This window comes from Bradyrhizobium dasycarpum (assembly GCF_042019905.1).
Taxonomy (GTDB): domain Bacteria; phylum Pseudomonadota; class Alphaproteobacteria; order Rhizobiales; family Xanthobacteraceae; genus Bradyrhizobium; species Bradyrhizobium japonicum_B.
Window position 1 is genome coordinate 5,140,054 of the sequence record NZ_CP169574.1, and the last position, 12,850, is coordinate 5,152,903.

A 12,850-nucleotide genomic window follows, 5' to 3' on the forward strand; every position below is an offset into this window, starting at 1 on the left:
GGCAAGACCGCCTAATTTGGCGCGTGCGGCACCATAGGGGTGGCGCGCGCGCAGGATTTGCGGCTCAGCATGAGGACCTCTTTCGCCCGGGGTGAAAAGCAGCTTCTCGGCCGCTTCTGGCAGAGCGCCTCAGGATACTGGCACGGGCCGACGGCGTGGGCGGCTTGGCTCCTGGTGATCGCGTTGATCGTCAACGTGGTCCTGCAACTCCTGACGCAGTACGGGCTGAACTTCTGGAACCGGGATTTCTTCAACGCCATCGGCCGGAAAGATCAGACTGAGCTGCTGTACCAGGCATTTCGGTTTGTGCCGCTGGCCGCGGCAAGCATCGCACTGACCGTGTTCTCGGTGTGGGCGCGGATGACCCTGCAGCGTTCGTGGCGCGAGTGGCTGAGCAATTGCCTCTATAGCGACTGGCTGACGGGCGATCGTGGTCCGAGGCGTAGCGCCATCGAGGGACATCACGAGGCGCCGGAATATCGCATTGCCGAAGACGCCAGGGTTGCGACGGACCTCCCGATCGATCTGGTCACCGGCCTGCTTCAATCGGTGCTTACGATCGCAACCTTCGTCGGGGTGCTATGGTCGGTCGGTGGCAGCCTCGAGGATCGAGTTCGGCGGCATCGCCTTTGCGATTCCCGGTTACCTCGTCCTCGCGGTGATCGCGTATTCCGCGCTGCTGGCGATCGGCATCTGGCTGACAGCCGGGCGGCTGACCCGGGTCATCGAGGAGAACAAGCGCATGGAAGCCGAGTTGCGGGCGATCGGAACCCATGTGCGCGAGACCCGCGAAGGCAAGGTGGTGGCGCCGGAGGCCGGCATGGATAGTCGCCACGCCGTCGGCGCCGCCTTGAAAGCCGTGATTGCGATCTGGCGGATCTACTGCTGGCAATTGATGCGGATGACGTTGGTCACTTATTCGGGTCTGCTGGTGACGCCGGTGGTCGGCCTGCTGCTTTGCCTGCCCAAGTACCTCGACGACACCATGACGCTCGGCGAAGTGGTCCAGGCGTCGGCAGCATTTGTCGTTGTCCAGACCGCCTTCAACTGGTTCACGGACAATTATGCCAAGCTCGCGGAATGGACGGCGTCCGCCAACCGGGTTGCCGAGCTGCTGCTGGCTTTGGATGCCGATCGCGCGCCCCAACGCTGAAGCCGGTCATCGATCGGTCCTTGCCCAACGCACCGTGTCGTCGGACGCTTGAGACCACGCGCGTTGCGCCGCGACGGCTGCGCGGAAGCTATATCTTCAGCTCCGTTCCGGTCACGCGCCGATACGCTTCCAGATATCGCTTGCTGGTCGCTTCTACCACGCTCGCCGGCAGTGGCGGCGCCGGGGCGTCACCGTTCCAGCGGCCGGCGCGGCGCTCGACGTCGAGATAGTCGCGCAAGGGCTGCTTGTCGAAGCTCGCCTGCGGCTGGCCGGGCTTGTAGGAATCGACCGCCCAGAAGCGCGACGAATCCGGCGTCATGACTTCGTCGATCAGGATGATGCGGCCGTCCTTGTCGCGGCCGAACTCGAACTTGGTGTCGGCGATGATGATGCCCTGCTCGCGCGCCAGCTCCTCGCCGAGCGTGTAGATCGCGCGCGTCATGCTCTCGAGCGTGTAGGCGACCTCGTCGCCGACGACCGCGCGCATCTTTGCGATGGTGATGTTCTCGTCATGGCCGGTCTCGGCCTTGGTCGCCGGGCTGAAGATCGCCGGCTCCAGCTTCTCGCTCTCGACCAGGCCGGCCTTGAGCTTCTCGCCGGCGAGCGTGCCGGAGGCCGCGTACTCCTTCCAGGCCGAGCCCGAGAGATAACCGCGGATCACGCATTCGATCGGGAATACGGTGGTGCGCTTGCACAGCATGGCGCGGCCGAGGATCTCGGCGCGGTGCGGTTCTAGCGCCGGCACGGCGGCGATGATCTCGTCGGTGTCGGCGCTGATCATGTGATGCGGCACCACGCCTTCGAGCTCGTTGAACCAGAACGCGCTGATCTGCGTCAGCACCGCGCCCTTCATCGGGATGGTCTCGTCCATCACCACGTCGAAGGCGCTGATGCGGTCGGTGGTGACGAGCAGCAGGCGGTCGTCGTCGACGGCGTAGATATCGCGCACCTTGCCGCGTCCGATCTTGGTCAGGGGCAGGTCGCTGGAGAGCATGGTGGTCATCGGCAAAGCTTTCGCGGACAAGGCCTTCAGGCAGAGCATCCGGCCGCACCTGATGGCGCGGCCGGAACCGGATTAGCCTATTCCGGCAGCGGAATGAACTCATGTTCCTGCGGAACTGCGGCGAAACGGCCGGTTTTCCAGTCCTGCTTGGCCTGCTCGATCCGCTCCTTGCTGGAGGAGACGAAATTCCACCAGACATGGCGCGGACCTTCCAGCGCATCGCCGCCGAGAAACATCATCCGCGTGGGCTTGAGCGCCTTCACCGTGATGCGGTCGCCGGGGCGGAAGATCAGGAGCCGCGGCCCCTCATAGCGCTCGTTCGCGATCTCGACCTCGCCATCGACGACATAGATCGCGCGCTCCTCGTGGTCGGGGTCGAGCGGCACGCTCGCGCCTTGCGCGGCCGTGACCTCGGTGTAGAACCACGGGGAAACCATTGACACCGGCGAGGCAATGCCGAAGGCGGAGCCCGCGATCACGCGTGCGGTGAAATCGCGCTCGGCGATCATCGGCAGATCGCCCGCGCCGTAATGCTGGAACGAGGGCGCGATCTCCTCCGATCCGGCTGGCAGCGCGATCCAGCTCTGCAGGCCCAGCATCTGCTGGCCCGAAGCGCGCTGCGCATCCGGCGTGCGCTCGGAATGCGCGATGCCGCGCCCGGCCGTCATCAGGTTCATCGCGCCGGGCGCGATCTCCTGGACATTGCCCTCGCTGTCGCGATGCATGATCGCGCCGTCGAACAGGTAGGTGACGGTGGCAAGCCCGATATGCGGATGCGGCCGCACGTCCATGCCCTTGCCGGAGACGAACTGCACCGGCCCGAAATGGTCGAAGAAGATGAACGGGCCGACCATCTGCCGCTTGCCGTGCGGCAGCGCGCGCCGGACCGCGAAGCCGTCGCCGAGATCGCGCGTGCGCGGCACGATGACGAGATCGAGCGCATCGCAGGACATGGGATCGCCGAGCACGGGATCGTTCGAGGGCTGCCAGCTCATGAGGGGCTCCTTTTTTGACCTTGTTGACGCGAGCCTAGCAGGAATCTGCAGCGTCGTCGCGACAAAGCCCGGACAAGACGTCGTGTCGCAATGAGGCCTCACACTCCGCTGTCATCGCCCGCGAAGGCGGGCGATCCAGTACGCCGGAGCCGCTCGGTTCATCATCATTGCTGTCTCGGATTGCTGGATCGCCCGGTCAAGCCGGACGATGACAGCGGTGGAGGTGGCTCTAGGCGTGGCATGCGGATGGTTCTTGAAAAACCTGGCGCAACCAACGATGTTTGGCGGCCTTCAACTGCGACTGATCGCACTACCCGATGACCCTTGCCGCAACCGAGCTCGCCTTTCGCGCTGCCAGCGTCGCGCTGCTGCTGGTGCTGGCGGCGTCGTTGCTCTCCGGCTTCCGCCACGTGCTGGCGGCCCGGCTCGGCGCGGCCTTCGCGCTCGGCTCGGCCGCGCATGCGGCGAGCTATTCCGTCGGCGTCACGTCGCTGATTCCCGCCTGGCACGCGCCGCTGATCGCGCTGTCGACCGGCAACATCGTGGTGTTCTGGTTGTTCACGCGCGCGCTGTTCGACGATGAATTTCGCCTGCGGAGGTGGCACGGATTGGTTTGGACGCTGGTGACGGCTTTCAGCTTCGCGGGCTGCGTCTGGATCGCGCCGGGCGGCCACGCGCGGTTTTCCGTGACAATCGTCAATCTGATCGTGCTCGGCTTCATCGCGCTTGCGATCGGCCAGACGATCGCCTCGTGGCCGGCTGATTTGGTCGAGCGCCGCCGGCGCGTTCGCGTCTTCATCGTCTGCGCAGCCGCGCTCTATGGCGGGTTGAATGCGGTTCTCCAGATCGTCGTCGCCGGCAGCGACGTCGGCGCTGTCGCCGACGCGATCAATACGGGCGTGCTTGCCTGCGTCATCGCGGCCATTGCCTCTACGATGATGCGCGTCGATGGCGCCGATCTGTTTCCGGCGTCGGCGGCCGCGCCGGCGATTCTGGCCCGGCCCGCACCGGTCGACGAATCCGCCGACCAGAAGCTGATCGATGCCCTGATGCGGCTGATGGCGGACGAGCGGGTCTATCGCCAGGAGAACATCACGATCGGTGTGCTGGCAGGCCGGCTCAGGATTCCGGAATACCGGCTGCGCCGGCTGATCAATCAGCGCCTCGGCTACCGCAACTTCAATGTGTTCCTGAACAATCATCGCATCGAGGAGGCCAAGGCCGCGCTCGCCGATCCCGCCCAGGCCGAGGTCCCCGTCATCACCATCGCCATGGACGCCGGCTTCCAGTCGCTCGGCCCGTTCAACCGCGCCTTCAAGGCGGTCACGGGCGTGACACCGACGGAGTATCGGCGGCTGAAGGCCGGCGTTGCGCCGGGCATTCCCGTAGCACCTTGAAATAACGACGCTATTTCGGAATCGGCCAGCTCTCGTCCAATTCCAACCAGGCCGCTTTCCAAATCCGGCGAGCCCTTCGCCGCCTGCTCCTGCTTCCCTCCCGGCACGCATCCTAAGCCGGAGAGAGCCTGTGACCCGCCGCCGCAACATCGTCCTCCTCGCCACCACCATCGCCTGCGCCGGCCTCGCGCTCGGCGCCGCGCGGGCCCGCGACGTTCCCAAGATCGCCACCGGCTTCGTCGCCGACGTCTTGTGCGCGGAGACATTCGTCTCCGGTCTCGATCCGCGGCGCAACTTTGCCGAGACCAACGATGCCATGCCCGGGACCGGGCTGATCACCTGGGCGATGGACTACCGGGTCGACCGCGTCCGCAAGGATGTCACGGTGACGTTGTTCGGCATCGGCCGCAGCCACGCCGTCTATCGCGAAGGGCTCGGCTGCACGCTCGACCATGGCGCGGGAATCGTCCCCGTCGAGCCGCCCGCGACCGACAGGCAGCCCGCGCTGCTGCCCGAGATCGCCGGCCCCGCGATCGGGCCGCCGCAAAGCCCCGCGCTTGCCGCTGCGCTCGACCGCGCCTTCGCCGAGCCGGCGCAGCCGCCCTATCGGCGCACCCGTGCGGTGGTCGTGATGAAGTCGGGCCGCATCGTCGCGGAGCGTTATGCCGACGGCATCGGACCGGAGACGCCGCTGCTCGGCTTCTCCATGACGAAATCGGTGGTCTCAGCCCTGATCGGCGTGCTGGTGCGCCAGGGCAAGCTGAAGCTCGACGGACCCGCACCGGTCGCTGCCTGGGCGGATCCTGATGATCCGCGCCATGCCATCACGGTCGATCAGCTGCTGCGCCACACCGCCGGCCTTGCACTCGGCAGCTCGCTGCAGGCCTCGCTCGGCTCGGCCTTCGAGCCGGTCAACCGGATGAAGTTCATGGAATCGGACATGGCGGCCTATGCCGAGAGCAGCCCGCTTGCCACCGCGCCCGGTGCGGCATGGAACTATCACGACGGCAACATGCTCGTCCTCTCGCATATGATCCGCGATGCGGCCGGCGGCACAGCGGAAGGCGCGCTCCGCTTTGCGCGCCGTGAATTGTTCGCCCCGCTCGGCATGCGCCATGTCAGGCTGCAGCTCGATGGCTCGGGCACGATCGAAGGCTCGAGCGAGATGCTCGCATCCGCGCGCGACTGGGCGCGCTTCGGCCAGCTCTATCTCAATGACGGCCTCGCCGGCGGCAAACGCATCCTGCCGGAAGGCTGGGTGAAATATTCGGCGACGGCCACGCCAAATGCCTGGGTCGGGATCGGCGCCGGCTTCTGGACCAACCGCGGCGACAGCTTTGGCGCGAACTTCCGCATCACCCATGGCTGGCCGCGCGATGCCTTCTTCGCCAAGGGCACGATCGGGCAATACACCATCGTGATCCCGTCGGAACAGCTGGTGATCGTGCGGCTCGGCCGCTCGCCGAATGGACCGCCGGAAGCGGACGGCGTGTTCGATCTGGTGCGCGACGTGGTGGCCGCGACGGGCGAGAAGGGGAAGCTGGCGGGGGTGAATTGAGGTCTTTCTTACCTTCCCCTGGAGGGGAGGGTCGATCGCGCGTAGCGCGAGCGGGGTGGGGTGATCTCTCCACGCGGGCACTGTTCGTTGCGGCGGGACCGTCACCCCACCCCGTCTCGCAGGGGAGGGTAAGCGGAGTGCCGCGGCGAACCTACCGCCCCAATTCGGTCGCCTGCGCGACGCGATCGAACCGCTCCAGCGTCATGATCGCGTCCGCAAACTTCTCCGCGCGCGCGTTCAGCACCGGGCGGGCCAGCGTCAGGAACTTCTGCTGCATCGCCGCCGTGTCCGGGAACGAGGTCGGCTCGCCCGAGGGATCGGCATAGAGCCGCTCATGCACGCCGTCATCGGTGGTGATGCTGACGCGGGCGCCGAACGGATGGGTGCGGCCGATCTCGAGGCGGTCGTCCTGCACCACGTCGAACTTGTCCGCGAGGGCGTCGATCGCGGCATCGCCCAGGCGGTTGTAATCGTCCCAGCCGAACGAGCCCTGGTCGAGCGCGAGCGCGCCGGTGAAGAACATCGAGAACTGGCCGCCGACGATCGAGCGCGGATGCCGCTTGGTGGCGGCATCGCCGGTCAGGGTGATGCCGTTGCGGTGCAGGCCGATCTCGACACGCTTGACTTGGTCCGGCGTCAGATTGTGCTCGCGCCGCATCGCGATCAGCGCGTCGATCGCCGCATGGGTGTAGCGGCAGCTCGGATACGGCTTGACGCCGATCTTCATGGTCTCGTAGCTCTTGCCGAGCTCGGCCACTGCTTTTTCCGGATGCGCGTCGTCGGTGTAGCCGGCGAGCAGGCCGTGCTTGCCCTCGACGGACTCGGTCGATCCGACAAAATCGTTGCGCGCGAGCGTCGCGGCGATCACCCCGTTCATCGCGGCGGCGCCGACCTGGTAGCGCTTGTTCCAGGCGCCGTTGACCAGGAATTGCAGCGAGCCCGCGGCCTGGCTGCCGGAGATGCCGAAGGCTGAAATGAGCTGCTGCTCGGAGAGGCCGAACAGTTTGCCGGCCGCCGCGGCCGCGCCGTAGGTGCCGGCGGTCGCGGTCGGGTGGAAGCCGCGCGCGTAGTGCGAGGTCGGGTCGAGCGCGTTGCCGAGCCGGCAGCAGACCTCATAGCCCGCGACGATCGCGGTCAGCACGTCGCGGCCCGAGGCGCCGACCATCTCGCCGACGGCGAAGGCGGCCGGGACCACCGGCGCGCTCGGATGCAGCGAGGAATCGGCGTGGGTATCGTCGAAATCGAGGGAATGGCCGAGCGCGCCGTTGAGCAGCGCCGCGACCGCCGGCGTCCAGGTCTTGGCATCGCCGAACACGGTGGAGTCGCCCTTGGCGTCGAGCGCCAGCGCTTCCAGCATTTTCAGCATCGACGGGGTCGATTCGGCCTCGCGCCGCGCCCGGATCGCGCTGCCCAGGAAGTCCAGCGTCAGCACCTTGGCGCGCTCCAGCACCTCCGCCGGAATATCCTGGTATTTCAGATTGAAGACATAGGCGGCGAGCGTTGCGGTTTCGTGAGCCATCGTGTTTCCTCGTTTTGGCGCGCAAGTTAGGCGGGCTGATTTGGCCTTTCAAGCGGCCTTGCGGCCGCGGGCATCAGCCATGCTTTTGCCTGGCCTCGAGCGGATCGGGACTTCAGACGATGGCATTCGCAAAGCAGCTGCTCGACCGGATCAGGTCGCGGCGAACGCAACTGGGGCTCGCGATCCGGGTCACGGTCGCGGCGACAGCGGCCTATGCGCTCGCCACCGCGCTGCATCTGATGCTGCCGCTCTGGGCGGTCCTGACCGCGCTGATCGTGACCCAGATGAGCGTCGGCCGCTCGCTGAAGGCGACGCGCGATTACATGCTCGGCACCATCGGCGGCGCGATCTATGGCGGCGCCATCGCGATCCTGATCCCCTATTCCAGCGAAGCGGGGCTGTTGGGCCTCCTGGTGCTGTCGGTCGCCCCGCTCGCCTTCATCGCCGCGATCAATCCGAGCCTCAGCGCGGCCACGGTGACGGCCGTGATCGTGCTGCTGGTCCCGACCATGCATCATTCCGATCCCCTGTCCTCGGCGATCGATCGCGTCAGCGAGGTCGGTGTCGGCGCGATCACGGGATTGCTGGTGTCGTTCCTGGTGCTGCCCTCGCGTGCGGTGCGCCAGATTCGCGCTGCGGCGGCGCAATTGCTCGAGCTGATTGCGGATGCGTTCACCGAGCTGCTGGCAGGCCTCACCCGCGGCCGCGACAACGACGCGCTGCACCGGATCCAGGACGGCATCGGCACCGCGATGGTCGGCATGAATGCCATCGGCGCCGAAGCCGAGCGCGAGCGCGCCGCGCGGCTGTCGGGCGGGCCCGACACCGGCCCGCTGCTGCGCACCGTGCTGCGGCTGCGCCATGACGTCGTGATGATCGGCCGCGCCACCGTGGTGCCGCTGCCGGTCGAGGTGCAGATGCGGCTAGCTGCTCCGCTGACGGAAGTATCGAGCGCGATCGCGCGCTTCCTGCGTTCGGCAGCCAGCGCCTTGCGCGAAGGCGTCGGCGCGCCGCCGATCCAGCCCGTCCACGTCGCGCTCCAGCACTATGCCGAGGCGGTCGCATCCGTCCGTCAGGACGGATTGATCCGTGGCCAGTCCAGCGACACCGCCGAGCGCTTCTTCGCGCTCGGCTTCTCGCTGGAGCAGATGCACCAGAATCTCTGCGACCTCGATCGCGTCGTCGGCGAATGGTCGGAGGCGGCGAGCGCCAAGTCCGTGCGTGTGGCAGAATAGATCAGAGGTCGAAGAACGCGAGCTGGGTCGCATCGCGCTGCTCGATTCCGTCCGTCAGCCTCTTTAGTGCGACGTCGAAGCTGGGCTGCTTCTGTTCCAGCTCCCACGCGCCGTCATGGTCCCACTGAAAACACTGAGCATAGCCCGCTCCGGGCTCGACATGGAGCAGCAGACAGCGGCTGAGCTGCGACGGTTCGGCAACCGGCACCAGATGCTTTAGCGAGACGCCATATTCCTTGCGGAAATAGGCGCAGGCCTCCTCCAGCCCGTCGTCGGAATGCGCGATGAAGTCGAGAACATTGCGAAGCTGCGTCGCCAGCTCGCCCGGTGCGTAGAAGCGGAGCTCGGAGGACGATTCGGGCAGCCGCACCAAAAGCTCGGTCTCGCCGCGCGTGAGCAGGAAATTGCGATAGTCGTCGGGCAGGCGGACACCAAGGGCCTGCTCCGCCGCGCTCACATCGGCTTCGCTGGCCGGCGCGCCCGGCTTCCAGCGCCAGCCCTTTGCGGACGTTCCCGCCTTGCGCCGGAACTCGTATTCCGCATAGCCCGGAAACGCCATGATGTCCTCATAGCCGCCGAAGCGCGACCATTGATAGGCGTCGTCGAAGGCTTCCTCCCGTCGCTCGGGAAAGTAACCGCAGAGCAGCTCGGCGCGCTTGAGGATGCGGTCGTGGTTCGGAGCGGTCTTGCAAAGGTATTCGATCGTCTTCAGCGAGGCCTCCGGGTTGCCGGCCTCCAGATAGGCGTCGCTCAGCAGTTCCAGGATGCGTCCTTCGAGATCGTTCTCGTAGATCGACCACGCATAATGCGGTTGCCCGGCAGCCCGCCGTGCGCGGATCGTATCGCGCGCCTGTTCGGCGAAACGTACAGCCTGCACCGCATCATCCCTGGCGTAGTCGCAGCGCGCGGCGTGCCAGAGATACAGCGGCTCATGCTCGGCCGGCGTGCCCTTGAGTGCCTCGAGCTGCTTTGCCTGATCAGCGCGCGGCGCGCTTAGCGCCAGTATCGTCAGCTCGTCCAGCCCCTTCTGCCAGTCCGGCTTGGCTTGCGGATCGGGCCCGAGATCGCGCAGCGAGTGTTTGGTGTGATCCGTCTCGAGATAGCCGGCTGCGACGAGCTCGGCGACATCGCGCCGAAAGGCCGCGGCGGCGTCGGCGATATCGGGAAATTCTTCGCGCAGATATTGATCCGATCCGGGCTCGCCCTCCCGGTTCATGTGAATGCCCATGACCATCGGGTTGCTGCCGGGGATCAGCATCAGCTCGCGATCGTCATCGCCGGGCGGACGGTGGAAGAACTTTGCCAGATACATGAGACCTCCCAAGGCGCCGCGCGCATCGGGGCGCCACGTCTCAGTCGCACGCTCGGAGATATCGGTTCAGGCCATCACGATTGGCGTTTGGCGAGGCCCTTGCCTTGCATGCGCCAGACCAGCAGATCGATGCGGTCCTGGCCGAAGAACGGCTCGTTCTCGAACACGAAGGTCGGCACGCCCCAATGGCCGGAGGCGGCATGGTCCTTCTCGTTCGCCGCGATCACCTGCTCGTAGCGATCCGGATCCGCGTTGATTGCGGCATCCATCGCGGCGAGATCGAAGCCGGCCTGCGCGGCCGCGCGCGCGAGATGATCGCCCTCGTTCCAGCCCGCCACCGAGCCGTCCCACAGCACGCGCGCGATCGCATCGGCGAATGTGAGCCCGCGTCCCTCGAGGCTGCGCCATGGCGCCCAGCCGGGTCAGGCGGTGGATGTAGGGCTGCTCGGCCGCGACATCGAACGTCGTCTTGTCCTGCACGATCGGATCGGGCCGGGGAAAGCGGAACGGAATGCCCTCGTGCTGCGCCACGCGCGTGCTGTCGAGCACGACATATCGAATGAAATTCGGGCTGGCCTTCTTGAAGAAGCCGGGCACGCGCACCGCGAGCGGGTAGACCGGCCGCAGGTTCACCGCGAGATCGTAGTCCTCCACGAGCTTGAGCGTCTTCGGCAGCGCCAGATAGCTGAACGGACTGCGGAAGGAGAAGAAAAGATCAACTGACAGGGTCATCGGCCCGCTCCACGATCCGTCCCATCATGCCGCGGACGACGAGCCTGTGGAAGGGCGTGATGAGCCTGAGGTAGGTCCGTCCGAGGAGGTTGTTGGTCCGCACCAGCGTGGTCGAGGTTACCTCGCGGTCCGCGGCATCGCCTGAAACGTCGACCACGATGCGGAAGTCGAGATGATAGTCGTCGAAGCCCGCGACCAGACGCTCGGGCGTCTCGTCGATCACCGGAAACAGCCCGATCAGGCCGTGCGGCGCCGGGGCGCCTTCGCCCGATGTCTTCAGCCCGAACGGCGTCACCAGGATGTTGCGCAGGCGCAGCAGCGTGTCGATCCAGCCCGGCCCGTGCAGCACCATCCGCGTGCAGGCCTCGCGGGCATCGATCGCGGTCGCGCCGATCTGCACGCGAAACGCGTCGATGAACTGCGCGCCGGCCAGCAGCGCATTGGCATCGACTTCGGGAGGCACTTCGCGGACTGTTGCCATCATCCCGCCAATCTGCGCGTCAGCATGCGGAAGCGCAAGATCAGCAGCCCGGCATAAACGAAGGTCCCCACCGAGAACCCGACCCAGACGCCAACGGCGCCCAGGCCCGTGTGGAAGGCAAGAATCCAACCGACGGGAAAGGCGACGCACCAATAGCCGATCACCGCGAACACCAGCGTCATCCTGGTGTCGTTGATGCCGCGCAGCGCACCGCCCACGATGGTCTGGAGGCCGTCGGCGATAAAGAAGGTCGCGCCGACCACCAGCAGCGTCGCTGTCAGCTCGACGGTCGCTTCGCTCGCCCCGCTGCTGCCGAAAAACAGTCGGCCTAGTTCGTAGCGACCGAGGATGATCGCGACGGTCAGGGCCGAGACGAGCTGCTCAAGTACGCCCGCGGCGAGCCCTGCGCGCCTCACCGCGGCCGGATCATTGCGGCCGAAGGCATGGCCGACCCGCACCGTCGCCGCCATGCCGATGCCGAGCGGCACCATGAACAGCACGGCCGTGACCTGGAGCGCAATCTGGTGCGCGGCAATCGCGGTGGTCGAGATCAGTCCCATCAGCAGGGCCGCCGAGGAGAACAGGCCGTACTCCATCAGCAGTGAGAACGAGATCGGCGCGCCGATCGCAATCAGCTGGCGCATCAACGGCCAGTCGATCCGCCACAGATGGGCGAGCGGATGATAGTCCGCGAATGGCTTCTGCCACGCGGCAATCGCGAGCACGGCGGCGAACGTGCCGAGGTTGACGATCGTGGTCGCAAGTCCCGCGCCGAACAGGCCGAGCTCGGGCAGGCCGAACAGGCCGTGGATCAGGGCGTAGACCAGCACGGCATTGACCGGGATTGCCGCGACCGTGATCCACAGCGGCGGCTGTGGCCGGTTCACCGCGCTCATCATGCTGCGCAGCGCGATGAAGCCGAGCGCCGGTGCGATGCCCCAGGCGAGGCCGTTGAGATAGCGCTGCGCCAGCGCGGCCGATTGCGGCACTTGACCGAGCGCGAGCAGGATCTGCTCGCCATAGAGCGGCGAGGCCATCATCGGCAGCGAGATCAGGAACGCGACCCACAATCCAACGCGCAAGGAGCGCCGAATCAGCCTGACGTCGCCGGCGCCGAATGCCTGTGCGGCCAGCGGCGACACCGCCGACATCAGGCCGAGCCCGAAGGTGAAGCTGACGAAATAGACCGTGTGCGCCAGCGCCGCCGCCGCCACCGCATCCTCGCCGAGCCGCCCGATCAGCGCGAGATCGGTCGTGATCATCGCGATCTGCCCGAGCTGCGTCAGCATCAGCGGCACGGCCAGCCGCAGCGTCTCGACGAATTCCTGCGCGAGATGGTTTGGCGGCACGCCGGCTTGCGGCTGCGCTTGATGTTGCACGGTGTCGAGCATGGCCGCTCAATAGCACGGCCGCGCGACGAAAACATGGCCCCAGCCATCAGCTCGGTGCCGTAGGGTGGCAAAGG

At 66.6% G+C, this 12,850-nt stretch carries 10 protein-coding genes and 2 pseudogenes; 5 read left to right on the plus strand and 7 right to left on the minus strand.

The annotated features are described in order from the left end of the window. Nucleotides 1–69 precede the first annotated feature (69 nt). Together ACETMP_RS24610 and ACETMP_RS24615 are read left to right on the plus strand one after the other, a co-directional pair. A pseudogene (locus ACETMP_RS24610) lies at nt 70–540 on the plus strand (ABC transporter); the annotation flags it as partial. A 52-nt stretch (nt 541–592) separates the two neighbouring features. Beyond that, nucleotides 593–1,153 carry a hypothetical protein gene (locus ACETMP_RS24615; protein ID WP_375162064.1) on the plus strand — a complete coding sequence of 187 codons (561 nt, stop codon included), beginning with the start codon at nt 593–595 and terminating at the stop codon, nt 1,151–1,153. A gap of 88 nt (nt 1,154–1,241) precedes the next feature. Here the strand turns inward: ACETMP_RS24615 and ACETMP_RS24620 are convergent, their stop codons facing one another. Together ACETMP_RS24620 and ACETMP_RS24625 are read right to left on the minus strand one after the other, a co-directional pair. Further along, nucleotides 1,242–2,156, minus strand: coding sequence for a phosphoribosylaminoimidazolesuccinocarboxamide synthase (locus ACETMP_RS24620; RefSeq protein ID WP_375158198.1), 915 nt, complete (start codon nt 2,154–2,156; stop codon nt 1,242–1,244). A 77-nt stretch (nt 2,157–2,233) separates the two neighbouring features. Continuing rightward, complete coding sequence (locus ACETMP_RS24625) at nt 2,234–3,151, minus strand: pirin family protein (RefSeq protein WP_375158199.1); 918 nt, start codon at nt 3,149–3,151, stop codon at nt 2,234–2,236. 317 nt (nt 3,152–3,468) lie between these two features. Between ACETMP_RS24625 and ACETMP_RS24630 the strand changes: the two genes are divergently transcribed. Beyond that, a complete protein-coding gene (locus ACETMP_RS24630; RefSeq protein ID WP_375158200.1) occupies nt 3,469–4,548 on the plus strand; it encodes a helix-turn-helix domain-containing protein in 1,080 nt (359 codons plus the stop codon). A gap of 130 nt (nt 4,549–4,678) precedes the next feature. Then, on the plus strand, nt 4,679–6,106 hold the full coding sequence (locus ACETMP_RS24635; protein WP_375158201.1) for a serine hydrolase domain-containing protein: 1,428 nt from the start codon (nt 4,679–4,681) through the stop codon (nt 6,104–6,106). A 151-nt stretch (nt 6,107–6,257) separates the two neighbouring features. On the opposite strand, the gene ACETMP_RS24640 is transcribed toward ACETMP_RS24635, so the two are convergent. After that, on the minus strand, nt 6,258–7,625 hold the full coding sequence (locus tag ACETMP_RS24640; RefSeq protein ID WP_375158202.1) for an MmgE/PrpD family protein: 1,368 nt from the start codon (nt 7,623–7,625) through the stop codon (nt 6,258–6,260). A gap of 119 nt (nt 7,626–7,744) precedes the next feature. On the opposite strand from ACETMP_RS24640, the gene ACETMP_RS24645 reads away from it, so the two are divergent. Further along, nucleotides 7,745–8,860, plus strand: coding sequence for an aromatic acid exporter family protein (locus ACETMP_RS24645; RefSeq protein ID WP_375158203.1), 1,116 nt, complete (start codon nt 7,745–7,747; stop codon nt 8,858–8,860). Nucleotide 8,861: 1 nt separating this feature from the next. Here ACETMP_RS24645 and ACETMP_RS24650 read toward each other — a convergent pair whose 3' ends face one another. The 4 genes and pseudogenes from ACETMP_RS24650 to ACETMP_RS24665 form a co-directional block, all read right to left on the minus strand. Further along, nucleotides 8,862–10,172 carry an SMI1/KNR4 family protein gene (locus ACETMP_RS24650; RefSeq protein WP_375158204.1) on the minus strand — a complete coding sequence of 437 codons (1,311 nt, stop codon included), beginning with the start codon at nt 10,170–10,172 and terminating at the stop codon, nt 8,862–8,864. 74 nt (nt 10,173–10,246) lie between these two features. Then, nucleotides 10,247–10,904, minus strand: a pseudogene (locus tag ACETMP_RS24655) (2-hydroxychromene-2-carboxylate isomerase). Beyond that, nucleotides 10,888–11,388, minus strand: coding sequence for a DUF2867 domain-containing protein (locus ACETMP_RS24660; protein ID WP_028133678.1), 501 nt, complete (start codon nt 11,386–11,388; stop codon nt 10,888–10,890). The pseudogene ACETMP_RS24655 and the gene ACETMP_RS24660 overlap by 17 nt, the downstream one beginning before the upstream one ends. Next, nucleotides 11,385–12,776, minus strand: a complete 1,392-nt coding sequence (locus ACETMP_RS24665) for an MATE family efflux transporter (protein WP_375158205.1) — start codon at nt 12,774–12,776, stop codon at nt 11,385–11,387. The genes ACETMP_RS24660 and ACETMP_RS24665 overlap by 4 nt, the downstream gene beginning before the upstream one ends. Nucleotides 12,777–12,850 lie beyond the last annotated feature (74 nt).